This window comes from Alicyclobacillus cycloheptanicus (genome assembly GCF_028751525.1).
GTDB classification, from domain to species: domain Bacteria; phylum Bacillota; class Bacilli; order Alicyclobacillales; family Alicyclobacillaceae; genus Alicyclobacillus_L; species Alicyclobacillus_L cycloheptanicus.
On sequence record NZ_CP067097.1, the window covers coordinates 197,863 to 222,007 of the forward strand.

Sequence of the window (24,145 nt, forward strand, 5' to 3'; positions counted from 1 at the left end):
GGCCTGGAGGGTGGCCTGGTGGGCCTGGCAGGCCTGGAGGGTGGCCTGGAGCGCCTGGCGGGCCTGGCGGCGGGCCGACCAGGCCAGGCCCCGAGAGGTAAGGTAGGAAAGGTGCCCTCCCCCGCCCGCACTTTACCACAGCCCGCCGCGCAGCCCCGTGAGCAGCCTCGTCATGTCGTCCGGGAGCGGGGCCTCAAAGTGCATCCGCTCGCCGGACGAAGGGTGCACAAATCCCAGCGTCATCGCATGCAGTGCCTGGCCGTCAATGGGCAGTGTATGGCGCGGGCCGTAGACCTTGTCGCCCGCCAGCGGGTGCCCAATGTACGCCATGTGCACGCGAATCTGGTGGGTTCGGCCCGTTTCAAGTCTCAGGTCCACATATGTATACCGGTCGAACCACTCGTTCACCTCAAAGTGGGTGACGGCCGGCTTCCCGGAATCCGTCACCGCCATGCGCTGGCGCTGATGTGGATCCCGCCCGACCGGGGCGTCGACGATGCCCGCCGCGTGGGGGATCCGCCCGTGCACGATGGCGCAGTACTTGCGCTCCACGGTGTGCGCCCGCAACTGCGACGTCAAGCTGTGGTACGCCCGGTCGGTTTTGGCCACCACCAAGAGGCCCGAGGTGTCCTTGTCGATTCGGTGAACCACCCCTGGCCGGTAGGCGCCGCCCAGCTTCGACAGGGAAACACCTCTGCCCAGCAGCCCGTTGATGAGCGTCCCGCTCCAGTTGCCGGCCCCCGGGTGCACGACCAGGCCGCGCGGTTTGTTGATGACCACCACATCGTCATCTTCGTATACCACATCGAGATGCATGTCCTGTGCTTCCAAGGAAGGTTCGGGCGGGGCCGGAACCGCGATCTCGTACACGGCGCCGGCGGCGATGGGCTCGCTCGATTTCGCCTGACGTCCGGCGCGCGTCACGTACCCGGATGTGATCCACCCTTGAACTTGACTGCGCGACACGGCAAACCCTGTGTTCGCCAACTGCTCGGTCAGCCACTTGTCCAGCCGCGTCCCTTCGTCGGCCACATCGACCGTCATGCGCGTTTCGATCGCGCCCGTCTGACGCGGGCCCCCACTCGCATCGTCCACATCGAACGCATCGCCGTCGGCGAACGCATCTGCATCTTCCAGCTCGCCCCAATCGTCCTCGCTGGATCGCGCTGGCGTCTGCTCGTCCCACGCTTTCATTCATCCGCCTCCCCGCGCACCTCCGCAGGGGTAGAAGCCCGCCCGCTGGTTCTGCCTTGGCGCTCCCCCAGGAGCGCGGTCAAAATCAGGATGGCAACCCCCACGTCAATGCAGACATCCGCAAAGTTGAAAATTGGGAAGTTGATGGGTTTGAAGTACACATAGTCCACGACGGTACCCGAGATGACACGGTCTGTCAGGTTCCCGACTGCGCCGCCGAGGACGAGCCCCAACCCCACCTGCGCGAAGACACCGAGGTGCCAGCGCCGCTGGATGACGATGACCGCCACGATCACGATGAGCGCCACAACGATGAACAGCCACCGCGCGTTCGGAAGGATGCCGAAGGCTGCTCCGGGGTTGCGAATGTAATCGAAGTAAAAGGCGGGCGGCAGCACGGGCACGAGCTGGTCAGGCAGCAAGTGCGAGCGCACCACCCATTTCAGTCCCTGGTCAATCACCCAGGCAAGAATCGCTATCACATACACCACCGCGAGATCCACCACCTTCTGTAGTGAGTGTGGCAAACTCGCGGCGTTCCGTCAAATCGTTGCCGCTCCTGGGCCATGGGGGCGGCACGCGCCCCCGCGAAGGGGTGACACAGGCCGCTGTTCGGTATCCGTCAAGGAAGCTGCCGCTTATAGTCCTCGTTGGACACGATGTCGATTTCATCCACCAGGCCCTCGTTGTCATCCAGAAAAATCTGCTCATACGCATGGCCGTACTCCGGCCGTTCGTTGAACCGCTCCACGGCCTGCCAGGCGTCTTCCCCGTCGAATAGGACGCTGTCCTCGTCATCCGTATCCGTTCGCCCGTATCCGGGCCAGAGGAACGCCTCTTCAATGGGCCGATCACGATCCGGATGCTCCGCCTCCACGGCGCGCTGGCAGTTCACGCACCTCGTCGCCAGCGGATTGGCCTCCATCCGCGCCTGGGGAATCGCTTGACCGCACCCCGCACAGGTCCCGTACGTTCCGTTGTCGAGCGCCTCGATGGCGCGATCGATGGCCTGCAGGCGAAGCTTCGCATTGTCCCGCAAAGCCACGTCTTTCTCCCGCTCAAACAGCTCGCTGGCGATGTCCGCCGGATGGTTGTCGTACATCGACAACTCGGAGAGTTCGTCCGACATGGGGTCGTCCAACCCAAACTGACCGGTCCCCTGCAGGCTTTCCTCCACCTCCTTGCGCATCGCCAAGAGTCGAGCGCGCTGTGCTTCTGACGTCATGGCTTCCCCGCCTCCCGCTTTGTCTTTCGTCGCATTGCGCCCCGATATGGCACGACGGCTTATACGGCCCGATTGTTCAACTGGATTTGCACAATCCGGACCACCTCAGCAATGTATTTGCCGATGACAGGAAGATTCAGGATTTCCAGCTGCTGCAGCAGGAGAACCAGGCCGGTGGCCACCAGCGTAAAGCCAACCCCGATGCCAACTCCGCGAAACAGTCCAGCAAAGAAATTCAAGATTGCCAAACGGACAGGCCGCCTCAGCAAGTCGGCGTACGCAGCGAAGTTGGCTCGGTCCAAATAAGCGGCGATACGCTCAAAGTCAGCCATCAAAAAGTCGTGCGCACGTTCCCTCGCTCCTGCCATGATGCGACCCTCCTCTCTGCGCTATTGTCCGATCGTTGCGCACAGAACATACAAGGGGCTGCGTGGCAAATTTGTTCAAAAGAATGTCACGTGACTGTGCATGGGATGGGTGTATGATGGAGTTACGAAACTTGGAAATGGAGAGAGCGATGTTGCATCGATATCGCCTGCACGCGCTTGCGCTGATTCTCATTTGGGTTGGGGCAATCGAAGTCGTTGCCAGCTTTTTGGCAAAGTTCTGGTTTCAGTTCACGATTCAAGTGACACCGTTCTTCTTTCTTGCCCTCTTGGTTGGGATTGGCCTGTACATCATTGCGCGCGTGCTGTAGGAGGAAACATCCCTGTACTCGCTCGTGTCGCGCAGCTTGGCACCCTTGACACCAGACGTAAAAAGGCTCGGCCCACGACGCAACCCGTGGCCGAGCCTTTCTTACGCCGATGTTGATTGCGGTGTAACAGGTGTAAAACATTGTACAATCGGAACTCAGGCAGACCCGTTGCTGAATACGGCTGGTTCCTTCACGGTGGTGGACACTTCCTGGTCGAATCGGTCCCAATCCCCCGACTCCAGCATTTCCAACTGCGCCTGAATCAAAGAACGGAACCGTGCGCGGAAGATGGCGGCGTGCTTCTGCACGTCTTCTACTTCCATCGCGATTTTGCGCGACTTGTTCAACGCCTCGCTGACGATGCGGTCCGCGTTTTTCTCGGCTTCCTTGAGAATCAGCTGCGCTTCCTTGCGCGCGTTCGCCTTCACTTCTTCAGCCGTTTCCTGGGCAACAATGATGGACTTGCTCAGGCTTTCCTCAATGTTGGAGAAGTGCTTCAGGCGTTCGGTCATGTCCGCAAGCCGCTCCTCCAACTCTTTGTTCTGGCGAATCAACGCTTCATAATCCTGAATCACGCGCTCCAGGAAATCATCGACTTCATCTTCGTCATATCCTCGGAACGACCGGCTAAATTCCTTGTTATGGATGTCCAACGGAGTTAACGGCATCCGAAAACACCTCCTGAGTATCGACACCAAGCGGCAAAAACCCTACGATCTCGACAATGAATGCTATTCATGGTTTCGACGTAAATCCGGCAACTCCTGCCAAAGGTACGGATTATCCTGCCCAGAGCCCCCGCGAATTGTGCATAAATCGGAAAAACCCCTCGGTGCTGCGCCGACGCTCCTAGGTTCGTGACCGCAAGACACCGACCTCGAGCCGCTCGCGTTCCTTCTTGGACGTCCCCAGCCGCTGCAGAATGCGGATGCGTCCAAAGCCGCGGACAGACAGGGTGTCTCCCGGTTGCACCACTTCGTCGGGGTGCTCGCATGGCGTGTGATTCAACGAGACCTGGCCGGCCTCCACCGCCGCCTGGGCCCGCCCGCGAGACCAATGGCAGGCCTGCGCCACCACCGTGTCCAGCCGAAGGGACGCAACGGAAATCACCACCGGTTCATAGACCGTCGGCGGCCACGCCAGGGCTTCGTTGACCGGCGTCAGAGAAACGGAACTCCGTCCCACCTGCCGGAGTTCCGCCTGCAGGTGCGGTACCAAATCGCGGCAGACCGCAACATACGCCTTCGCGCCAAGCACAGCGATGTCGCCAACTTTTCGCCGGTCCACGCCCGTCCCGAGCAGAGACCCCAACACAGCGCCGTGCGCAAGCGGCTCCTGTGCCTCCAGGACCAACGCAGCAACCTGAAAGTCCGCATGCTGCGGCTGCCAGTCCCCAGGCATCAGCAGCATGCGCTGGCGCTCCGCGCCCTCATAACCGCCCCAGCCCGCCGCAAACAGCCCTTCCCGCCGTCCGACCGACAACGCCAGCATCTGCTCCCGCGGCGACAGGAAGTCGGTCAACACCCAGCTGCCGCGGGCGTCGACGCGCGCCGCCCAATCCTCGGCACGGCGGACGAACGGACGCTCCGCCTCGCGAATCCAGCTGTCGTTCATCCGGTCGCTCATTGCAGCACCATGGACAGAATGGAGACCACCCCGTCCTGCAGAAAAAAGTATACAACGACAGCGACAATAAAGGATAAGTCAAGCATCACACTGCCAATCCGAAGGCCAGGAATAAACCTTCGGAACAAGGCAAGGTACGGCTCCGTGAGCCGCGTCAGAAAATGCCCCAGGTGCGTCTCCCCGACATCCGGAATCCACGTGAGGAGCGCGGTTGCAATCAGTAGATAACCGTAAATCGTGAGAATGATTTGAATGATGGTCAGCAGCGTCGTCATTCGGCGTCCTCACTTCGCGGGATGTTTACAAGCCTGCGCCCCACTCGAATCATCGTTGCCCCCTCTTCCACGGCGACCGGAAAGTCGTTGGACATGCCCATGGACAACTCGCGCAAGGAGGCTAAGGAGAGTGTGTTGCGCGCCTCCACCAGCAAGGTCCGCAGCGCCCGGAACACCGGGCGGGTCTGTTCGGGGTCGTCCACCTGCGGCGCCATCGTCATCAGTCCCGACACCACCATGCCGGGGAGCACAGCGACGTCCTTCAGCACGCTTTGCAGTGCATGCGGTGCCACTCCAGCCTTGGTCGATTCACCCGACACATTCACCTGGATCAGGCAGTGCAGGGTGCGGCCGAGATCGACCGCCCGCTTGCTCACGGCCCGCGCAAGCTCCAGCGAGTCAATGGAGTGAATCCAGTCAAACCGGGGCACCACGTACTTGACCTTGTTCAGCTGCAACCGGCCGATAAAGTGCCACGTCGGCGGGGCCGCGAAGGCCTGGCTGGTGTATTCCAGTTTCGCACGTGCGTCCGGCCAGCGGTTTTCAGCAAAGTCCGTAATGCCGTTGTCAGCCAAAGGCGCGAGCACGGATTCGTCCGCGGACTTTGTCACCGCGATAATGCGGACGTCCGACACCGAACGTCCGCTGCGGCGGCAGGCGTCATCTACCGCCGCGCGCACCTGGCGCACTTGCTCCGTGATGGCCGCTGCGACGCTGGACGCCGCTGGCGGCCGTTCGGACGGCGGCGTCGATTCACGGTGCTGATGGATATCCACAGGCGTTCACCTCACGATGGCGACGGCAGCCGGATGACCCCCAGCAAGCGCCCTGTCTTCCCATGCTCCGCGCGGTGGGAGAAGAGCGCTTCCGGGTGGCACGCGGTGCACACGCCCGTGTCGTGTATTTGTGATTCAGGAACACCCGCCTGCCGCAAGTCCGCCTGGATGCACGTTTGCAGACTCAGCAGGTACTTCCCGGGTTTGCCAAAGCGCGTCAGCAGCGGCGCAGTGCCAAAACCGGCACGCACCGGATCCGCCACGCGGTCGTCCACTTCATAGCAACACTGACGAATGGATGGACCCAGCCAAACCTCCACATCCTGCGGCTGGGTTTCATAGGTCATCTGCATGCGCGTCAACATTTCCCTGGCAATGTGGCCGACCGTGCCGCGCCAGCCGGAGTGCGCAGCGCCAATTGCCCGATGCGCCCGATCGTAGAACAACAGGGGAACACAGTCCGCTGCCATCACCATCAACGTAAGTCCCGGCACATTGGTGATGACCCCGTCCACATCGGGAATGGGCGGCGTATCCGGCACACTCCCGCGGCCGCGATCGTCGCGGGTGACCACAGCCACCCCCGTTCCGTGCACCTGTTCAGGCACGACCATGTCCTCCAGTTGTCCGCCGACCGCCGCCGCGCAGCGACGACGGTTCTCGATGACGCACTCCGGCTTGTCGCCAACGTGAAACCCGACGTTCAACGACGCAAACGGCGCTTCGCTGACGCCGCCCTTGCGGAACGAAAACGCTGCACGAACTTCATTTTCAGGCCAGGCAGGACGAATCCAAATGGGGCCGCCGGCTGAACCTGTCCACTTTGTCAGCATGCCGACACTTCCTTTCCTCGCTAGTATCATACCTTACCGGAGGAGGAAAGGGCGAGTCCCGACCCACAATTCAATACCCCCCAGTCCCCTTTTTTCCGGACTGCGGTGGAATGTAATACCCTGTGTCCTGGACAGGTCGGAGATCGACAAGGATGACGTCTGATCCGATTTTCACGATTTGATGCCAGGGGATCACGTAGTCGTGCCCCCCGCCAACCATGCCAAAAAACCGGCCTTGGCCAGGTACGACCAAGGCACGGATTAACCCACTGTCCGTATCAATCTCCAAGTCGCCGATGCTGCCGAGCCGTTTCCCATCGCCGATATTGACAACATCTTTCGATTGCAAATCCGAAATGCGCATCCGAATGACACCGCCTTTGTTGGCTATCCGACTCCGTGGCTATCCGACTCCGGACAGCGCCGATTCGTGTACGCTTTTATCTATATGCATGGCTTCCAAGATGAATGAGCAACACGTCTCACGGCGATGCTGGCGACGCGTCACACGGCGGCCCGGCGACGCCGGGCAACCCGGATGCGCGCTTTGAACCGATGCAGGGCTCGTACACCTCAGGACTGGATATGCTTTTGCATCCGGTGAATCGCCGCCTTCTCCAGGCGCGACACCTGCGCCTGGGAGATGCCAATCTCGTCTGCGACCTCCATTTGTGTTTTCCCTTCATAAAACCGCATGGACAGAATCTTCTTCTCGCGGTCACTGAGTTTACGCATTGCTTCCCTGATCGCGATTTCCTCCACCCAGGACGTATCCAGGTTTTTGTCGTCGTGAATTTGGTCCATGACGTAAATCGGGTCGCCCCCGTCGTGGTAGATGGGCTCAAACAACGAGACCGGGTCCTGGATGGCATCCAGGGCAAACACCACATCCTCCTTCGGCACGTCCATGTTCTGCGAAATCTCCTGGATGGTCGGCTCCCGCAGGTTCTGATTCGTCAACTGGTCGCGAACCTGAAGTGCCTTGTAGGCGATGTCGCGCAGCGACCGACTGACCCGAATGGGGTTGTTGTCGCGCAGGTAACGCCGAATCTCCCCCACAATCATCGGCACTGCATATGTAGAGAAGCGAACATTCTGCCCGAGGTCGAAGTTGTCAATCGCCTTCATCAACCCGATGCACCCGACCTGGAACAAGTCGTCGACATGCTCGCCCCGGTTGTTGAACCGCTGAATCACGGATAATACCAGACGTAGGTTGCCATTGACGAGCTTCTCGCGAGAGGCAAGGTCGCCGTTCTTCAACTTCAAAAACAACTCCCGCATCTCGACATTGGTCAAGACGGGGAGTTGCGACGTGTTGACACCGCAAATCTCGACTTTGTTTCGCTTCATCACCCAGTTCCCCCCATGGTGTCGCCGGACAAGTCGCGATCGACCGACGGTTCACTGCAGCTTATGAATCCATCTGCAGTATGTCCGTGGCGGGGGAACTTCATGCATGTTTGAGACGGCTTTGCCTCCCCTGAAACGGGTGTGAAACCTCCCCTAAATCATGCGGTTGAACTCCTTGCGCAAGCGCTTGATGATGCGCTTCTCCAGCCGGGAAATGTACGACTGGGAAATGCCCAGCAAGTCCGCCACGTCCTTCTGGGTCATCTCCTCCCCGTTGCCAAGCCCGAATCGCAGTTCCATAATCCGGCGTTCGCGGTCGGACAGTTTTTCCAGCGCATCGTACAGCAGCGTGCGGTCCACCTCTTCTTCCAGGTTGCGGTAAATGGTATCCGCATCCGTGCCGAGCACATCTGACAACAGCAACTCGTTGCCGTCCCAGTCCACGTTCAACGGCTCGTCAAACGAGACCTCCGACCGCAGCTTGTTGTTACGGCGCAGGAACATCAGAATTTCGTTTTCGATACAACGGGACGCATACGTCGCCAGCTTGATTTTTTTGCTCGGATCAAATGTGTTCACGGCCTTAATCAGTCCGATGGTCCCGATGGACACCAAATCCTCAATGTTCAACCCGGTGTTTTCAAACTTTCTTGCGATATACACGACAAGCCGCAGGTTTCGTTCAATCAACATCGACCGGACCGCTTCGTCGCCGCCCGGCAGCCTGCTGAGCAGGAATTCCTCCTCTTCCCGGGTCAACGGCGGCGGCAAGGCCTCGCCGCCGCCAACGTAGTAGACCTCTTCAGAACCGCCCGCCAGCTTCAGTCGAATTCGAACCCACAGAAGTTGCAATCGAATCCTGAGTTTCATGTCCTGCGTTAGACGTGTACGTAGACTCTTCAACCCTGTCATCCCTCGCAATGGCTTCAATGTGCAAGATTGCCTGAAATTGATTGTCCAAAGACAGTTTCCCGGGGTTCACCGCAAGCAGAACAGGCGCCGCTGCCGGCCTGCGTACACCATTTTCTTCGATTTCAACCGTGTCGGGCCGAACTGCAAACGTCATCTGCTGCACTCCGCCGGCTCCCCGATACGGAACAATCGACAGCCTGCGCACCCAGGATTCGTCCTGTATCGAAGACAGCGCTTCAATCCCCGTTTTGCCCTCGCGCAGCGGTACCGCTAATGCTTCGGGAACAAGTTCCGCCATGACCTGCGCCTGCACTAGACAGACCGGTTTACGGGTCAGCGGGTCGCGCAGTTGATTCCCAGTGTCGGCCAATCCAACAAACGACGCCGACCGGCCGTCCACCGTGACATGCACCCGGTAGAGTGCAGCCGCTCGCACACGCAATCGACGCACGCGCTGCAGGGAATACTGCAGCAGCGCGATCGACAAAACAATCGCCAACAACAGCCCCAAGCTTCGCAAACTCGTGACAAATGCCAGCCGTCGCCCCGCAACTTCAACACCACTGGCGACCGATACACCGGGCACGGCGAAATTAAGCGCCAGGGCGGCTCCAGCGAAAACGAACGTGACGAAATAAAAGAGCACCGTGGTTCGAGCGAGCTCAAGCCAACTCCGACACGGGATGCCGATTCCCACCAACGCGACAGAGACCAGCGCTTTCCCGACCCAAGTGGTGAGAAAGGAGAGTGGTGGAACGAACAGCAGCAGGGAATAACCTGAGCCGAGCAGCGCTGCCATGACAAGCCGCCGCGGGCGGGCGGGGCGTTTCATGACCCAGCACGTCGTCCAGAGAATCACCCCATCCATGATGAAGTTCACCAGCCATACCACGTCCACGTACACAACTGGTACTGGCATGGCATCACCTCGGAGTGGTGTTTGCCACAGTATATTACATCTCTATTACAAAGCCTGTCGGAACTTGACTGGGATTTAGGAGAGTTTTTGTAGAGTCACGCAGGGTTTTGTCAGTGCGTCCTGCGGGCCGGCTGCCGCTTCAGCACACAACAAAGCTGCCCTCGCGGCACACGGCCGAGGGCAGCGATAGATTCTGAAGCGTCGTCGATGCGGTTGATTACCGGTCGCGGAACCGGTTGTTCTGCCGCCGCATAAACGCGGGGACATCCCAGGAGTTGGTGGCTGCCGCCTGATTCGAACCCGCAGAGACCTCGTCGATGATGGAAGGACGCTGGCGCATCGATGACTGGGGCTGCTGGGTCTGTGCGTTGCCTTCGAAGCCTGTCGCAATCACCGTGACGATGATCTCGTCCTCCAGTTCGGGACTGATGACCGCGCCGAAAATCATGTTCACGTCCGGATCGGCTGCCGACGAAACAATGTCGGCGGCCTCGTTGACTTCCCACAGGCTCAGGCTGTTGCCGCCCGCCACCTGCATCAGGACGCCGCGGGCACCGTCGATGGACGTTTCCAGGAGCGGACTGGAGATCGCGTTTTTCGCCGCTTCACTCGCGCGGTTTTCACCCGCCGCCACGCCAATTCCCATCAGCGCCGAGCCTCGCTCGGTCATGATGGCTTTGACGTCGGCAAAGTCCACGTTGATGAGCCCCGGTACTGCAATCAGGTCGGAAATCCCCGCCACGCCCTGTCGGAGCACGTTATCCGCCTCGCGGAACGCCTCCAGAACCGGTGTGTTGCGGTCCACAATCTCCAACAGGCGGTCGTTCGGAATCACGATGAGTGTGTCGACCTTTTCCTTCAGGTTGGCGACACCCTGCTCGGCCTGCAGCATGCGGCGCTTCTGTTCAAACCGGAACGGCTTCGTCACAACGCCCACCGTCAGGGCACCCAGTTCCTTTGCAATTTCAGCGACAATCGGCGCGGCGCCGGTACCGGTGCCGCCACCCATGCCTGCCGTGACAAACACCATATCGGCACCGCGCAGCGCGTTGGTCAACGCTTCACGGCTTTCCTCCGCAGCTTTCTTGCCAATCTCCGGATTCGCGCCGGCACCAAGCCCGCGCGTCAGCTTCTCGCCGATTTGCAGGCGGGTTTCTGCTTTGGACAACTGGAGTGCTTGCGCGTCCGTGTTGACCACGATGAACTCCACGCCTTCGATGCCAGATTCAATCATCCGGTTGACGGCGTTACAACCGCCGCCGCCGACGCCAACCACCTTAATCCGCGCAAACGATTCAAAATCCGTGTCGAAATCTAACATCGTTGCTCCTCCTTGGGCCTTTTCCTCACACTCAGGCAACGGCTATCCGCGGCAAACACTTCGGACAGACAACGCTCTCTCTACAACGTCTTAGACGAAATCGCGAAACCAGTCCCGCAGACGAGCCAGAAAACCGCCGCCCGTCCGGACCGGTCGTGCATAGGATGTCGGTTCAGCATGCGTGTTGCGGGCATTGGCGCGCACCGCGTAGGCGAGTGTACCCACGCCGTTCACAAAGGACGGGTCGCGGACACCGATAAAGTCCGGAATCGCGATTCGGACCGGTGCCTGCAGTTCCATCTCCGCCAACTCGCCCACGCCCTGCATGGACACCACGCCGCCATGGAGTACATACCCGCTGGCGAGGTCGTGGAGATACCCCATTCTCTCAATTTCCTTTCGCACGAGACCCAAAATTTCCTGCATGCGAGGTTCGATGATCATCGACAGGTCGACCTGGCTAAACTCCACTTCATGGTTGCTGCCGATGCGCGGCACCTGAAACCGCTCGTTCTCGGACGCCGCATCCACAAACGCGCAGCCGTGCCGGAGCTTGACCTGTTCAGCGGCTGCTGTCTGCGTTCGAAGGCCAATGGCAATGTCGTGCGTAACGTAGTCGCCGCCCATTGGAATAATGCTTGTCCCAACCAGTACGTTGTTTTCAAACACGGAAACCGACGTCGCGCCCGCGCCAATGTCGACCAGCGCAACGCCGAGTTTGCGATCGTCCGGAGTCAGCGCCACCGTGCTGGCAGCCATCGGTGCCAGCACCAGGTTGGCAACTTCAATGTCTGCCTTTTCGACACAGCGAACCACGTTGTGAATCGCCGTGCGCGACCCGGTAATCAAATAGGCTTCTACTTCCAGCCGTACGCCCAGCATTCCCCGTGGGTCCATAATGCCGTGTAATCCGTCGACAATAAACTCCTTGGCCACGACATCAATAATTTCCCGCTCCGGAGGAATTGCAACCACACGCGCCTGCTGCAAGACGCGCTCAATATCCTCTTCGCCAATTTCCCGGTCAGGGGACGAAACTGCAACAACACCGTGACTGCCCTGGAGTTGAATGTGGTTGCCGGAAATCCCGACATACGCGGAACCAATATGAATACCGACCATCCGTTCGGCTTGGTCGACCGCTTGACGAATTGATTCGACCGTCAAATCTATATCGACAATCGCTCCGTGGCGTATCCCTTCGCTGTCCACGGACCCGACACCAATGACATTGATGCTGTTTCCCGTTTGCTCCCCGATGATGGCTCGGACCTTAGAAGTGCCGATGTCGAGACTGACGATGTACTCTCCTTTAGCCAACCGAGTGGCACCTCCCCAATGCGCCCACAACGTAACATTCCACAGTGTATTTCCACATGGTTTGCGACAATCCTCTTTTAGTTTCAAACTTTTTCGGGAAGCGGGGGCGCGAATTTTTTCCAGCTGCTCGCCTGGACATGGACGCGCACCCTATTCCGTCCGCGTGGACCCCGCATTTGACCCAGAAGTGGTTCGCGGGCGCCTGTGACCGACGCGCTGAAACACGATGCGGCGGATGACCGCGATGTTGTTGAACAGCCGAACGCCGAAGGCAACCACCGCAGCAAGGTACAAATCGACACCCAATTGGTCGCCGATGAACGCAAGCAGCGCCGCGACCAGGATGTTGAAGAAAAACCCGGTCAAGAACACCGTTCCGTCAAACGACTTCTCGAGACTGGCGCGAATGCCGCCAAAAATGGTGTCGAGCGCGGCAATGATCGCGATCGACAAGTAACTCGAATAGGCGGCGGGAATATTGACATCTGCAACAAACCCGATGGCAGCGCCCACGAACAGCCCGAGTACTGGCAGCCAAATCATCCGTTGTCGACCTCCTTCGCCCACGTCCCAGGCAGCGGACCCTGGTAGGCCGGGACTGTCACCGTGTGCGGTTTGTTGTATGCCTTCACAATGCAGTCCTCCTGCATCAAATTCAGGGATGGCTTGACATCGTCGACCGTCAGGATAGACTGCATCTCTGACACGTTGCCAACCGCCGTGATGACGTACGGTTCGACCACCGGCTCCGTATTGACCTGAAGTTCCGTGCCGGGGCCAAGCCCCGAGACCAGCCGGATGGAAGACGTCGTGACCAGGCGATTCCCGTTAATGCTGATGGCCGTCGCACCGTTTCCGAACAGGTCGTTGACAATTTGCGAGATTTCCACGTCCGCGTTTTGCGCGAACGCACCCGCTGTTTCCGGGTAAAAAGGAAGCGAAGGGTCATCCTGAATCGTAATCGTGATGCCAGGACCCGTCACGGGGGTCAATCCCGCCTGTGCAGCCACCGTCTGCGCGTCTTTCTTCAAGACAGCCTGCATTTCCTGCTGATTGCCGCCCGAAGCTTCGAACTGCGCCAGCTGCGCCTTTTCCTTTGCAATATCCTGCATCAAAATCGTGTGTTCCTCCACCTGTTCGTCCACCTGTGTCCGGTAGTCCAGATAACTCGACAGGGTGGTTGAACTGGGTTGCTGCCGAGAGGTCAGCTGGACGGTCAACATAAACCCGAACAACGCCAGAATCCCCGTCATGGACCACACAAACCCCGATTTTTTCATAGCCGCCCCTCCAGGTTTAGTCCCCCAGCGTGCCGGATGAGGTTGTCAACACCCCTGTAAAAGCGGGCATTTGAATGTTTTGCTTCTCCACGGGTTGGGACGCATTGACGCCTCTGGCGCGAAGCGCATCGAGAATGCCGCCCTGAATCGTCAAGGCCGAGGACAGGGCTTTCGGGTCGCCAATCGCATCGATGGTAAAGGGCGCCCCAAGCCGATGGTCGTTCACTTTCACAACCGGTCCAACACAGGTCACCGCCGAGGTGGCCACCACGCGGTAGCCGTTAATGGAGACGGCCTCAGCCCCTGCGGTAAACAGTTCGTTGATCACCTGACGAACATCCCAGTCGTGAGTCAGCACTTGTTCTGTATTGCCAGACAGCGTCGTGCCATCCATCAGGACGACCTCCACCCCAGGCCCCGTCACAGGCGTCACGCCCGCGAGAATCCGCTCCGCCTCGAGGCGCTTCTGCAGGTCTTGCAGACCTTCGTCGGACCCGGCCGATCGCGCCTCATAGTTGGAGACTTCCGCCGTGATTTTGGCGAGCTGCTGCTCGGCCTGTTGATTCGCCTTCGTGATGGCCGTTAGCTGCGTCTGCAGTTTCGTCTGCTCCGTATCAGCGCCCGATACGCCTCTCATCAGTTCACCGTTGCCCTCCATCTGATGGTACTGCAGAGCCACAATAAACCCCAGGGCCATGGCTACAATCGTGATGGAGGCCGTCAATTTAGCGCGCGCTTGCACACGAATCGCCCCCTCATGAAATCAGACACAGACAGGCTGCCCGTCACCTGAAATCGTCACCCCGAGCTCCCTTCGTCGTGAAACGGCGTGTACTCGTAGGGCGGCCCGCCGGAAACATCCACCAGTCCAGGCTGGTACCCTTTCGACGAAAAATACTGCACCGCCGTGTCGATGGTCGGGATGTTCTTCACCAGCGACTGAACCTGGGAACGCGCCGCAAACCCGTTGTCGAAATACAGCGTGGCGTTGCCGAACGCATCCAGTTGGATTTCGGACACGGTGGTGAGAAAGGAGGCCGGCATCCGCGAGAGCTGCTCGCACAACATCGGGATGTCCGAATTGGGTGCTTTCTGGCCCGCCACCACGCTGCCCGATGCTGCGGCCGTCACAATCGGCCAGGGAAACCCCGCGGCAGAAGACGTTTTGCCAAGTACCGTGCCATCCTGCAACAGTTCATAGAACTGCCCGCCGTCCTCGTACAGCGCCACGACATGTTTTTCGTGTACCTGCAAGGTCACGACGCCGGTCATGTAATCGGTGTGCACGGAAACCGACTGAATCAGCGGCTCCGCCCGCGTCACACGATGCTGGACGGCAGCGCCGTTCACCTGCCACAGACTCATCCCAGGACTCAACTGTGCGCTTTTGATAATGTCTTGTTCGGAAATCGAGGTATTCCCTGACACGGTCAAACTTCGTACGCGCGTCAACGGAGACTCGAGCACCGCCACAACTCCGATAAACAAAAAGAAACCAGTCACAACGGCCCGCGTACGATTCCTGCGGCGCTGCTGGTTCCCTTTGTGTTCCATTGACGGGCGACGGTTCGCCACAAGCTTGTCCCTCCTACACACCGGAGTCCAAAGCAGGTATCCAACTGGCGGCGAGTGGAAGACATTCGTACCGCACCCGAGTTGTGCAACTCGCATCCGATGAAGCCGGCGGCGAGCCAACAGGCTCCCGACCAGGGCGCCCGTCCTGCATTCACCGCCGAATCGGATATTACAATTGAACACGCTCGATCTGTGCACCGAGTTCACGCAGATAGGAATCGATGGACTGATAGCCGCGATCTACGTGATATAAATTTTCGACATACGTGACGCCGTCCGCCATCAGCCCTGCGATAATGAGCGCAGCACCGCCACGCAGGTCCGTGCATTCCACACGCGCACCGGACAACCCGCTAACCCCCCGCACAACGGCCGTACGCATATCAACAGAAATGTCTGCGCCCATCCGGGCCAGTTCGTTGACATGTTTAAACCGCGCTTCAAACACATTCTCGCGAATGACGCTCGTGCCTTGTGCAGTGGTCAGCATCGCCATCATCGGCGCCTGTAAATCGGTTGGGAAGCCAGGGAACGGCTCCGTCCGCAAATCCACTGCACGGTACGGACCCGAACATTCGACGGTAATTATATCACGCGCTGCGTCGACCCGTATACCACTTTCTCGCATTTTTCCCAGCAGAGAACCGAGATGACTGGACTGCACGCCGTGCACTGTCACATGTCCGTGCGTTGCAGCGGCCGCGATGAGAATCGTCCCGGCCACAATTCGATCGCCAATGATGCGGTGTTCGGTACCAGTCAGGTGATGAACGCCGACCACGCGGATGCTGGCCTCTCCATCGCCTTCAATGACGGCCCCGCAGGCGCGCAGGAAATTCGCCAAGTCCACAATTTCCGGCTCACGGGCCGCGTTCTCGATGATGGTGACACCATCGGCCAAAGCGGCCGCCATAATCAGGTTCTCCGTCGCCCCCACACTGGGGAAATCGAGTGTTACGACCGTCCCGTGCAGGCGGTTCGCGGTGCATCGGATGTACCCGTGTTTTTCTTCAATGGCGGCCCCTAGCATGCGCATGCCCCGTACATGGTAGTCAATCGGCCGCTGCCCAATGACACAGCCGCCAGGTTTGGAGACACGAACCTCGCCAAACCGGGCCAGCAGGGGCCCCATGAGAAAAATGGAACTGCGCATACGGCGCATCAAATCGGCGGGAACATTGGTATGCTGGATATACCTCGAGTCCACGACGACTCGAGTACCTTCCCGTTCTACCCGCGCCCCAAGGTTCCGAAGAATTTCAATCATCACTCGTACGTCTTCCAGTTCGGGCACGTCGTCAATCACACAAGTGCCCTCGACCATCACGGACGCCGCCAGAATCGGCAATGCTGCGTTTTTCGCACCGTAAATGCGCGCCTCTCCCTGCAGCGGATGTCCTCCAGTAATGGCGAGCGCGTCCACACTCATCACCTCCCTGAGGTGGGCTCTCCAACCACACGCACCTCAGTTTCCAGTTCAATTCCATACCGTTGCTGGACGGTCTCCTGAGCGTGGTGAATCAACCATAAAACATCTTCGGCTGTGGCGCCGCCGAGGTTCACGATGAAATTGGCGTGTTTGTCGCTGATTTGCGCCCCGCCGCGGCGCGTCCCCTTCAGTCCGGCAGACTCGATGAGATGACCCGCGTGCGTTCCTTCCGGATTGCGAAACACGGAGCCGCAGCTTGGCAGCGACAGCGGCTGCGTGGCGGCTCGGCGGATGGACCACTGCTTCACCTTCGCCGCAAGTGCTTCGCCATCGCCGGGACGAAGCTGGAAGGCCGCCGCGATCACGATTTTCGGGTCGTCCTTGAGGACGCTGTACCGATACCCGAAGCGCAGCGCCGCATTGTCCAGCCGGGTCACTTCCCCGCGTTCATCCATCACGTCTGCGTACGCCAGCACGTCGCTCACCTGTCCGCCGTGCGCACCGGCGTTCATCATGACGATGCCGCCGACCGTCCCGGGAATGCCCGTCGCAAACTCCAATCCTTCGAGGTGATGGCGAACCGCGATGTTCGCGGCGGACACAGAAGAGCGGCCTGCGAGCGCGATCAGCCGGTCCTCCTCCACTCGAATGTCCCCAAACTGGGCACCGAGCTTAATCACGAGTCCGCGAATTCCGCCGTCTCGCACCAGCAGATTGGACCCTCTGCCAATCACGGTCCACGGCAAGCCAAGCTTTCTGGCGACGACGAGGGCGCCGCGCAATTCATCTACACTGGCGGGTGTCACGAACACATCCGCCGGCCCGCCGATGCGCCAGGTGGTATGCAAGGCCAGGGCTTCATTCAATTTCACGTTCGCAACCCCGCCTGCATGGAAGGCGGCCAAGACGGACTCTGCAACAGACTCTGCGTTCATATCGTTCCTCCAACAGCGCCATCCAGGCTTTTGCCTGCGCCCAGGATCCGTAGAGCATCATATGGCATGAATGGCGACAGTGTGCCAAGTGTGATTCGATGGACCGCGGGCCGAACCGAGCCGTCCCGCGGTTTCGTATAAAAAGAGTATACCCAGTGTCCACCCCGATGGAACGGGGTGCCGGGGGACGTATCTGCGCGCGGGGCAGGCCCCTGCACTCACTGCTTCGCGCCCTGGTCTTTTGCCTCAAGCACCAGTTGGTACAAGTCTGCAACCGCGTTGGGGGTTGCGATGCGGCGGGCTGCGTCGCGCATCGCGGCTGCCTGTCCGTCCGCCAAAATACGCGTCAGCGCGTCCCACAGCGCGTCGGGGGTGAGGTCGGCTTCGCGGAGCATGCGGGCAGCGCCGTGATGTACCATGCGCTTGGCGTTTTCCTCCTGGTGGTTGGCCGTGACATACGGAGACGGAATGAGAATGGATGGCAGGCCGAGCGAACAAATCTCGGACAACGTCGCGCCGCCGGCCCGGGTCACGACCACATCCGCCGCCGGCAGGAGGTTCGGCATATCGTGAATGAAGGGGACAATCTGGACGTGCGAAGGAAGCGTTTTGGCGCCCGTGATGGCCTGCACTTGGTTGAGGACGGCAGCGTGGTGCGCTTCCCCGGTGACATACAGAAGCTGCCATTTGTCACTCTCCATAAAGCGGGGAATCAGCGCCGTCATCACTTGGTTGACGGTCTGCGAGCCGCGGCTGCCCATGTAGCACAGGACAAGCTTTCGAGCCGGGTCAATGTGATACGCCGCCTTCGCGGCCGCCACAGCGTCCGGCGCGACTTCCAGCACTTCGCTGCCGCGCGGGTTCCCGGTAAACACAACCTTTGTCCCGGCGGGGAAATAGCGGGCCGAATCTGCAAACGACACTGCAACGGCGTAGGCCCGCCGCGCGGCCAGTGTGTTGGTCAAACCAGGCCGTGCATTCGCCTCCCAGACCACAACCGGCACACGCCGGGCATGTGCGGCCAGAACCACCGGCAGGGTCACGTAGCCGCCGGTGCCAACGACCACATCTGGCCGAAAACGCGCAATCTGCCGACGCGCCGACAAATAGCCGCGAAACGTCAAAAAGGCCGTGCGCAGGGCTGACAAGCTGAGCTGACGCTTCAGCCCCGCCGCCTGCACCGCCACAAACGGAAGCCCGGCGCGCGTTACAATGTCGCGCTCCAGGCCTTGCGTACCGCCAATGTATAGAAATTCCGCTTCAGGATGCCGTTCTGATACATATCGCCACAACGCCAATGCTGGGTAGATGTGCCCCCCAGTACCGCCGCCAGTCAGTACAATCCGCATGCAGTCACCTCAACGCCAGATTTGCCTGGCGAGATATGTTGAGCAGGATTCCGATGCCCGTGAGCATCAGCGTCAGCGAAGAGCCGCCGTAACTGATGAGGGGCAGTGTGATGCCCGTGGCCGGAATCGACCCCGTCACGACCCCAACGTTGATCAAAACCTGCACTCCAATCATACCGGTGATGCCTACGGCGAGCAATGACCCAAACTCATCGGGCGCAAAAATGGCGGTTCGAAACCCGCGCCACACCAGCACGCAGAAAAGCAGCAGCACCGTCGCAGCACCAAGCAGCCCCAGTTCCTCGCCGATAATCGAGTAGACAAAGTCCGTCTGCGGCTCCGGCAGGTACAAGTACTTCTGGCGGCTGTTGCCCAGCCCCAGTCCGAGCACCCCGCCCGAACCCAGCGCATAGAGCGACTGGATGATTTGATACCCTTTGCCCAGCGGGTCTTTCCACGGGTCCAAGAACGCGACGATGCGGTTGATCCGATACGGTGCGGCAGCAACGAGTCCTGCGAACCCGGCCAGGCCAAGGCCCGCCAACCCAGCCAGGTGCTTGACCTGCGCCCCCGCCGCAAACAGCATCACGATCGTGGTGCCCATAATCACCACGCTCTGGCCGAGGTCCGGTTCAAGCATGATGAGCCCCACAGCCGTCAGCGACAACATGAGCGGCGGCAGAAACCCCCGCCGAAAGGAGTGCATACGGTCGCCCGCGTCCGCGAGGTAGTGCGCCAAAAAGACAATCAGGCCGAGCTTCGCAAACTCGGACGGCTGAATCCCGAACGAGCCGATGCCGAGCCACGCCTGCGAGCCGCCGCGGTTCGAACCCACCCCTGGAATGAGCACGATTGCCAAAAACACAAAGCTGGCGATCGCGATTCTCGGCGCCCACTTGCGCAGCTTGTGATAGTCGTAGTTGGCCATGATCAGCATGCCGCAGATGCCCAGGGATGCCCACAGCAGCTGCCGCTTGGCATAGTAGAACGGGTCATCGAACTTCTGGAGGGAAATCACGGAGCTGGCGCTGTGCACCATGACCACACCGATGCACAGCAAAATCAGAGTGACAATGAATAGGACCGGGTCAAAGGACACCTTCGTTCGAACCACGGACTTCGCACCTCCTGGCCAACAGCCGGTTCGTCGATTCCACGGCGGCCTGCCGGGCTTTGAACCGGCAGGTTCCCCGAACAGGCCCCGAATCGGTCGGCGGACGGTTGTCCAGTGCCAACGCTACAGTGTATGCACGATGTCCTTGAACATTCGTCCACGCACTTCGAACGAAGCAAACATGTCCCAACTGGCACAGGCAGGGGACAAAAGAATCACATCGCCTGGCGCGGCCGTGCGGTGTGCCTGCACGACCGCCTGCTCGAGCGACGGCACCTGCTCGACATGCGGAACCCCGGCCTCCTGACACACCGCCGCCAGCCGCTCCGCGGACTGGCCAATGAGATACGCCGCCCGCACGCGTGTCCGCAGGTCTTCCAGCATGACACGAAAATCATCGCCGCGGTCGAGCCCGCCGGCAATCCACACGACGTTCTTCTCGAACGAGCGCAGCGCGCGCAGGGCCGCTTCCGGATTGGTCGCCTTGGAATCGTTGTAATAGTCCGCCCCCTCCACGGTGCGGACAAACTCCAGCCGGTGCTCGATGCCCCGAAACCGGGTCAGGACGTACGCGGCTGCGGACAGGGGGGCCCCCGCCCAAACCGCGATGGCCGTCGCCGCCAAGGCGTTCTCCAGGTTGTGTTCGCCTTTCATCGCGATCGCCGACAAGCGGATGACCGGTGTGTCGACCCCCTGCCTGCGGACAACGACTTCACTGCCGCGCACAAAGACGCCCTCCGAAACCTCTGTGCTGCGGCTAAACCACACCACGGGCGTCGTCAGCGTGGCGGCCCGCTCGCGAATCAGCGGCTGGTCATAATTCAGCACGGCCGTATCATGCTCGCCCAGATTCTGAAACAGGCGCCACTTGGCGTCCACGTACGCTTCGAAGGTCTCATGGTAGTCGAGGTGCGCCGGATAGAGGTTGAGCAGCGCCGCAATTTTCGGGTGAAACGATTCCGTGCCCATGAGTTGAAAGCTGGAGACTTCCAGGACTATCGGCTGATCCGGTCGAACCTGCTCGACCACACCCGAGAGCACCAAGCCAATGTTGCCCGCCACGACCGGGTCCTGCTTGGCTTCGGCCAGCATCTCGCCGACCAGCGTGGTGGTCGTGGTTTTGCCGTTCGACCCGGTAATCGCGTAGATTGGAGCATGGGTGAGCCAGGAGGCCACCTCAATTTCCGTATAAACCGGAATGCCTCTTTGCATCGCTTCCGCAATCAGCGGGACGCGATAAGGAACCCCAGGATTCTTCACAATGAAGTCCGGCCGGTCGTCCAACAGGCTGACCGGATGGCCGCCAAACACCGTTTGAATGCCCGCGGCCTCAAGCTTCTCGGCCTCGTAATCTGGATTCAGCCGCTCGCGGCGGTCGTTGACGATGACTTCCAGACCTCGCCGCTTCAGCAAATAGGCGGCCGCTTCCCCGCTCTTCGCCAGCCCCACAATGAGGGCCCGCTGTCCTCGGTGGAGTTCCACCCAACTCATCTCCCTTGTGAGAACGTCCGGATTTCAAGCTCAACGTGACAGCAGCGCCAGCGCGCCAAACGCGCTAATGAACGCCGCCAGCCAAAAACCGATGACCACTTCCCACTCGGACCACCCGACTAACTCAAAGTGGTGGTGAATCGGACTCATCCGAAACACCCGTTTCCCAAATGTCTGAAACGCGAATACCTGAATGATAACACTTAGCGCCTCCACGACGAAGACGAAGCCGAAAAGAATCAAGCCAAATTCACTGTGCGTCAGCACGGCAACCATCGCCAGCGCCCCGCCAATCGCCAACGACCCGGTGTCCCCCATGAACACACGCGCCGGATGCCGATTGAACACCAAAAATCCAATCAACGCACCGACCATGGCTGCACAAAACAGCGACACATTATACTCCGTATGCCAGTAGGCATAGAACGCGTACGCGGCAAAGACAATCGCAGCCGTGCCAGACAACAGCCCGTCCAGCCCATCGGTCAGATTCACGGCGTTGGAGAACCCGACCAGCCACAACAACAAAAACAGCAAGTAGAACATGCCAAAGTCCAGCACAATGTGGGTGAACGGGATCGACACCGCGAACGATGGGTTGCTCGACCGCCACGTCATCCACAGGGCGCCGAACAAAATCACGGTCGCGATGAGCTGCAGCAGCACCTTTTGTTTGGCGCGCAGCCCGAGGTTGCGCTTCTTCACGACTTTAATGAAATCGTCTGTAAACCCAATCAGTCCAAATGCGAGGGTTGCAAACATCAAAATCACGACGTCTGCACTATGTATCGCAAAACGCAGCGTGGTCACGAGCACCGCCAGCACAATCATGATGCCGCCCATGGTCGGCGTGCCCGCTTTCGTCTGGTGATGCTGCGGGCCCTCTTCCCGAATGCTTTGACCGAATTTCAGGCGCCGCAAAATGGGGATACAGATTGGGCCCAGCAGTGCCGCAATCGCAAACGCGGCACCTGCGGTCAGTATCAGTGCTTGCAAATCCATCGGCCGAGCCCCCTCTCTCTACTGTTGTCGCAGCGCAAGAATCGCCTCGCGCGCCACTTCGCGGTCGTCAAAGTGATGCTTGGTGCGTCCAATAATCTGGTAATCCTCGTGGCCTTTTCCGGCAATGAGAATCACGTCGTCCGGCGCCGCGAGTTCTACAGCGCGTTCGATCGCGCTGCGGCGGTCGCTGATGCGCTCGTACACCGCGCCCGGCTTGCCCGCGAACCCAGCCAGCCCTGCCTCCATGTCGTCGAGAATGCGCTGCGGGTCTTCCGTCCGCGGGTTGTCGCTGGTCAGGAGCGTGACATCGCTCATGCGCATGGCCACCTGAGCCATGACGGGCCGCTTTGTCCGATCGCGATCGCCCCCGCAGCCGACGACCGTGATAATGCGCCCCTTCGCAAACTCCTGGACCGTTTCCAGCGCATTCTCCAGACTGTCCGGCGTATGGGAGTAATCGACCAGCACGGTGAACGGCTGCCCTGCGGCCACCCGCTCGAGTCGGCCTGGGATGCCAGGAACGGCCTCCAGGGACCGCACGATGTCGGCCAAAGGCACCCCTTCGGCCAGTCCGACGCACAAGGCTGCCAACGCGTTGTACACGTTGAACCGGCCGGTCAACTGCAGTTTCAAGTGCGCCGCATCCCCCTCGAACGTGGTCACCCGGAATTGCACGCCGTCCGGCAGCACGCGCACATCGGACGCCTGCACATCCGCTGGCCGGTCGATGCCGTACGTGATGCACTCGCACACCGCCTGCGCGGCCATATAGTCAGACGCGTCGTCATCCGCGTTGAGGACCGCGTACGGCATCTGCGCGGGGTCGCTGGCATAGGCATTGCCAAGGCGGGAAAACAATTTCCCCTTGGCCGCCCGGTAGTTCTCCATCGTTCCATGAAAATCCAGGTGGTCCTGCGTCAAATTCGTAAACACCGCCGCGCGGAACCGCGTGCCCGCAACACGCCGTTCCTCCAGCGCGTGCGACGACACCTCCATAATGCCATACCGGCAGCCGGCCGCCACCATTTCCGCCAAGGCCGTCTGCAGTTCCACCGCTTCCGGCGTGGTATTGGCAATCTCAACCGTTTGTCCCGCGATGCGTTTGCCAATCGTGCCAAGGAGCCCCGTGACGTGATGCGCGTCACTGAGAATCCGTTCAATCAGATGGGTCGTAGTCGTCTTCCCATTCGTACCCGTGACCCCAATCACTGCCAACTGTTGCGACGGATGTGCGTAGAACCGGTCGGCGACAATGGCACTGGCCAGTCTCGAGTCCGGCACCACCAGCTGCGGCACATCCACCGGCTGCGGTGTCTCCACCAGCACGGCGACAGCGCCTCGCTCAATTGCCTGCGGCACGAAATCGTGACCATCGACGGTGTGGCCGCGAAGCGCAATAAAGAGACTGCCCGCCCGGACTTGACGCGAATCCGTCGTGACGTGCGTGATGTCCGCGGGTCGGTCGTTTTCGACCTTACATTTGAACAGCGTCCGTCGAATCTCTGAAAGTAACAACGCG

At 60.0% G+C, this 24,145-nt stretch carries 27 protein-coding genes; 1 reads left to right on the forward strand and 26 read right to left on the reverse strand.

All coding sequences use genetic code 11. The features are described from left to right. Positions 1-132: 132 nt before the first annotated feature. The 4 genes from JI721_RS00910 to JI721_RS00925 all read right to left on the reverse strand — a co-directional run bounded on the left by JI721_RS00910 (position 133) and on the right by JI721_RS00925 (position 2,787). The gene (locus tag JI721_RS00910) at positions 133-1,044 is read right to left on the reverse strand and encodes an RluA family pseudouridine synthase (protein ID WP_274457580.1); all 912 of its coding nucleotides are present in this window, start codon (positions 1,042-1,044) and stop codon (positions 133-135) included. Positions 1,045-1,190: 146 nt separating this feature from the next. Beyond that, a complete protein-coding gene (lspA, locus tag JI721_RS00915) occupies positions 1,191-1,685 on the reverse strand; it encodes a signal peptidase II (protein WP_274456220.1) in 495 nt (164 codons plus the stop codon). Positions 1,686-1,816: 131 nt separating this feature from the next. Continuing rightward, on the reverse strand, positions 1,817-2,419 hold the full coding sequence (locus tag JI721_RS00920) for a TraR/DksA C4-type zinc finger protein (protein WP_274456221.1): 603 nt from the start codon (positions 2,417-2,419) through the stop codon (positions 1,817-1,819). Positions 2,420-2,478: 59 nt separating this feature from the next. Beyond that, positions 2,479-2,787, reverse strand: coding sequence for a DUF5665 domain-containing protein (locus JI721_RS00925; protein ID WP_274456222.1), 309 nt, complete (start codon positions 2,785-2,787; stop codon positions 2,479-2,481). 116 nt (positions 2,788-2,903) lie between these two features. Between JI721_RS00925 and JI721_RS00930 the strand changes: the two genes are divergently transcribed. Further along, positions 2,904-3,116, forward strand: coding sequence for a hypothetical protein (locus tag JI721_RS00930; RefSeq protein ID WP_274456223.1), 213 nt, complete (start codon positions 2,904-2,906; stop codon positions 3,114-3,116). Positions 3,117-3,271: 155 nt separating this feature from the next. Here the strand turns inward: JI721_RS00930 and JI721_RS00935 are convergent, their stop codons facing one another. The 22 genes from JI721_RS00935 to JI721_RS01040 all read right to left on the reverse strand — a co-directional run bounded on the left by JI721_RS00935 (position 3,272) and on the right by JI721_RS01040 (position 24,141). After that, on the reverse strand, positions 3,272-3,784 hold the full coding sequence (locus JI721_RS00935) for a DivIVA domain-containing protein (protein WP_274456224.1): 513 nt from the start codon (positions 3,782-3,784) through the stop codon (positions 3,272-3,274). Positions 3,785-3,965: 181 nt separating this feature from the next. Beyond that, positions 3,966-4,730 carry a YlmH family RNA-binding protein gene (locus tag JI721_RS00940; RefSeq protein ID WP_274456225.1) on the reverse strand — a complete coding sequence of 255 codons (765 nt, stop codon included), beginning with the start codon at positions 4,728-4,730 and terminating at the stop codon, positions 3,966-3,968. Between the two features lie 8 nt (positions 4,731-4,738). Next, a complete protein-coding gene (locus JI721_RS00945; RefSeq protein WP_274456226.1) occupies positions 4,739-5,017 on the reverse strand; it encodes a YggT family protein in 279 nt (92 codons plus the stop codon). After that, positions 5,014-5,793, reverse strand: coding sequence for a YggS family pyridoxal phosphate-dependent enzyme (locus JI721_RS00950; RefSeq protein WP_274456227.1), 780 nt, complete (start codon positions 5,791-5,793; stop codon positions 5,014-5,016). The genes JI721_RS00945 and JI721_RS00950 overlap by 4 nt, the downstream gene beginning before the upstream one ends. An 11-nt stretch (positions 5,794-5,804) precedes the next feature. After that, on the reverse strand, positions 5,805-6,626 hold the full coding sequence (gene pgeF, locus JI721_RS00955) for a peptidoglycan editing factor PgeF (protein ID WP_274456228.1): 822 nt from the start codon (positions 6,624-6,626) through the stop codon (positions 5,805-5,807). Positions 6,627-6,696: 70 nt separating this feature from the next. Continuing rightward, on the reverse strand, positions 6,697-6,990 hold the full coding sequence (locus tag JI721_RS00960; RefSeq protein WP_274456229.1) for a YlmC/YmxH family sporulation protein: 294 nt from the start codon (positions 6,988-6,990) through the stop codon (positions 6,697-6,699). Between the two features lie 209 nt (positions 6,991-7,199). Next, positions 7,200-7,979, reverse strand: coding sequence for an RNA polymerase sporulation sigma factor SigG (gene sigG, locus JI721_RS00965; RefSeq protein ID WP_274456230.1), 780 nt, complete (start codon positions 7,977-7,979; stop codon positions 7,200-7,202). A 153-nt stretch (positions 7,980-8,132) separates the two neighbouring features. Further along, positions 8,133-8,849, reverse strand: a complete 717-nt coding sequence (gene sigE / locus JI721_RS00970) for an RNA polymerase sporulation sigma factor SigE (RefSeq protein WP_274456231.1) — start codon at positions 8,847-8,849, stop codon at positions 8,133-8,135. After that, positions 8,782-9,810, reverse strand: coding sequence for a sigma-E processing peptidase SpoIIGA (gene spoIIGA, locus JI721_RS00975; protein WP_274456232.1), 1,029 nt, complete (start codon positions 9,808-9,810; stop codon positions 8,782-8,784). Before spoIIGA ends, sigE begins: the two co-directional genes overlap by 68 nt. A gap of 217 nt (positions 9,811-10,027) precedes the next feature. Further along, positions 10,028-11,131, reverse strand: a complete 1,104-nt coding sequence (gene ftsZ / locus JI721_RS00980; protein ID WP_274456233.1) for a cell division protein FtsZ — start codon at positions 11,129-11,131, stop codon at positions 10,028-10,030. A 90-nt stretch (positions 11,132-11,221) separates the two neighbouring features. Beyond that, positions 11,222-12,451, reverse strand: a complete 1,230-nt coding sequence (ftsA, locus tag JI721_RS00985; RefSeq protein ID WP_274456234.1) for a cell division protein FtsA — start codon at positions 12,449-12,451, stop codon at positions 11,222-11,224. Between the two features lie 150 nt (positions 12,452-12,601). Further along, positions 12,602-12,991, reverse strand: a complete 390-nt coding sequence (locus tag JI721_RS00990) for a small basic family protein (RefSeq protein ID WP_274457582.1) — start codon at positions 12,989-12,991, stop codon at positions 12,602-12,604. Beyond that, positions 12,991-13,731 carry a DUF881 domain-containing protein gene (locus JI721_RS00995; RefSeq protein WP_274456235.1) on the reverse strand — a complete coding sequence of 247 codons (741 nt, stop codon included), beginning with the start codon at positions 13,729-13,731 and terminating at the stop codon, positions 12,991-12,993. The genes JI721_RS00990 and JI721_RS00995 overlap by 1 nt, the downstream gene beginning before the upstream one ends. Before the next feature lie 16 nt (positions 13,732-13,747). Continuing rightward, entirely contained in the window at positions 13,748-14,473 is a 726-nt protein-coding gene (locus tag JI721_RS01000; protein WP_274456236.1) for a DUF881 domain-containing protein, read from the reverse strand. 56 nt (positions 14,474-14,529) lie between these two features. Beyond that, entirely contained in the window at positions 14,530-15,306 is a 777-nt protein-coding gene (locus tag JI721_RS01005; RefSeq protein ID WP_274456237.1) for a cell division protein FtsQ/DivIB, read from the reverse strand. 169 nt (positions 15,307-15,475) lie between these two features. Beyond that, a complete protein-coding gene (gene murA / locus JI721_RS01010) occupies positions 15,476-16,735 on the reverse strand; it encodes a UDP-N-acetylglucosamine 1-carboxyvinyltransferase (protein ID WP_307016619.1) in 1,260 nt (419 codons plus the stop codon). Then, positions 16,735-17,670, reverse strand: a complete 936-nt coding sequence (gene murB / locus JI721_RS01015; RefSeq protein WP_274456239.1) for a UDP-N-acetylmuramate dehydrogenase — start codon at positions 17,668-17,670, stop codon at positions 16,735-16,737. The genes murA and murB overlap by 1 nt, the downstream gene beginning before the upstream one ends. A gap of 218 nt (positions 17,671-17,888) precedes the next feature. Next, positions 17,889-19,019, reverse strand: coding sequence for an undecaprenyldiphospho-muramoylpentapeptide beta-N-acetylglucosaminyltransferase (murG, locus tag JI721_RS01020; RefSeq protein ID WP_274456240.1), 1,131 nt, complete (start codon positions 19,017-19,019; stop codon positions 17,889-17,891). Between the two features lie 4 nt (positions 19,020-19,023). Next, positions 19,024-20,133 (reverse strand): stage V sporulation protein E, encoded by a 1,110-nt coding sequence (spoVE, locus tag JI721_RS01025; protein ID WP_274456241.1) that lies wholly within the window; start codon positions 20,131-20,133, stop codon positions 19,024-19,026. 123 nt (positions 20,134-20,256) lie between these two features. Beyond that, the gene (gene murD, locus JI721_RS01030) at positions 20,257-21,624 is read right to left on the reverse strand and encodes a UDP-N-acetylmuramoyl-L-alanine--D-glutamate ligase (protein WP_274456242.1); all 1,368 of its coding nucleotides are present in this window, start codon (positions 21,622-21,624) and stop codon (positions 20,257-20,259) included. 30 nt (positions 21,625-21,654) lie between these two features. Continuing rightward, positions 21,655-22,626: a phospho-N-acetylmuramoyl-pentapeptide-transferase gene (mraY, locus tag JI721_RS01035; RefSeq protein WP_274456243.1), complete on the reverse strand. Its 972-nt coding sequence runs from the start codon at positions 22,624-22,626 to the stop codon at positions 21,655-21,657. An 18-nt stretch (positions 22,627-22,644) separates the two neighbouring features. Then, on the reverse strand, positions 22,645-24,141 hold the full coding sequence (locus tag JI721_RS01040; RefSeq protein WP_274456244.1) for a UDP-N-acetylmuramoyl-L-alanyl-D-glutamate--2,6-diaminopimelate ligase: 1,497 nt from the start codon (positions 24,139-24,141) through the stop codon (positions 22,645-22,647). Between the last annotated feature and the right edge of the window lie 4 nt (positions 24,142-24,145).

Coding starts and splice junctions, on each gene's coding strand:
- JI721_RS00910 (WP_274457580.1), bottom strand. CDS start 1,044: ATGACGGTCGATGTGGCCGACGAAGGGACGCGGCTGGACAAGTGGCTG.
- JI721_RS00920 (WP_274456221.1), bottom strand. CDS start 2,419: ATGACGTCAGAAGCACAGCGCGCTCGACTCTTGGCGATGCGCAAGGAG.
- JI721_RS00925 (WP_274456222.1), bottom strand. CDS start 2,787: ATGGCAGGAGCGAGGGAACGTGCGCACGACTTTTTGATGGCTGACTTT.
- JI721_RS00930 (WP_274456223.1), top strand. CDS start 2,904: ATGGAGTTACGAAACTTGGAAATGGAGAGAGCGATGTTGCATCGATAT.
- JI721_RS00935 (WP_274456224.1), bottom strand. CDS start 3,784: ATGCCGTTAACTCCGTTGGACATCCATAACAAGGAATTTAGCCGGTCG.
- JI721_RS00940 (WP_274456225.1), bottom strand. CDS start 4,730: ATGAACGACAGCTGGATTCGCGAGGCGGAGCGTCCGTTCGTCCGCCGT.
- JI721_RS00945 (WP_274456226.1), bottom strand. CDS start 5,017: ATGACGACGCTGCTGACCATCATTCAAATCATTCTCACGATTTACGGT.
- pgeF (WP_274456228.1), bottom strand. CDS start 6,626: ATGCTGACAAAGTGGACAGGTTCAGCCGGCGGCCCCATTTGGATTCGT.
- JI721_RS00960 (WP_274456229.1), bottom strand. CDS start 6,990: ATGCGCATTTCGGATTTGCAATCGAAAGATGTTGTCAATATCGGCGAT.
- sigG (WP_274456230.1), bottom strand. CDS start 7,979: ATGAAGCGAAACAAAGTCGAGATTTGCGGTGTCAACACGTCGCAACTC.
- sigE (WP_274456231.1), bottom strand. CDS start 8,849: ATGAAACTCAGGATTCGATTGCAACTTCTGTGGGTTCGAATTCGACTG.
- spoIIGA (WP_274456232.1), bottom strand. CDS start 9,810: ATGCCAGTACCAGTTGTGTACGTGGACGTGGTATGGCTGGTGAACTTC.
- ftsZ (WP_274456233.1), bottom strand. CDS start 11,131: ATGTTAGATTTCGACACGGATTTTGAATCGTTTGCGCGGATTAAGGTG.
- JI721_RS00995 (WP_274456235.1), bottom strand. CDS start 13,731: ATGAAAAAATCGGGGTTTGTGTGGTCCATGACGGGGATTCTGGCGTTG.
- murA (WP_307016619.1), bottom strand. CDS start 16,735: ATGAGTGTGGACGCGCTCGCCATTACTGGAGGACATCCGCTGCAGGGA.
- murB (WP_274456239.1), bottom strand. CDS start 17,670: ATGAACGCAGAGTCTGTTGCAGAGTCCGTCTTGGCCGCCTTCCATGCA.
- murG (WP_274456240.1), bottom strand. CDS start 19,019: ATGCGGATTGTACTGACTGGCGGCGGTACTGGGGGGCACATCTACCCA.
- murD (WP_274456242.1), bottom strand. CDS start 21,624: ATGAGTTGGGTGGAACTCCACCGAGGACAGCGGGCCCTCATTGTGGGG.
- mraY (WP_274456243.1), bottom strand. CDS start 22,626: ATGGATTTGCAAGCACTGATACTGACCGCAGGTGCCGCGTTTGCGATT.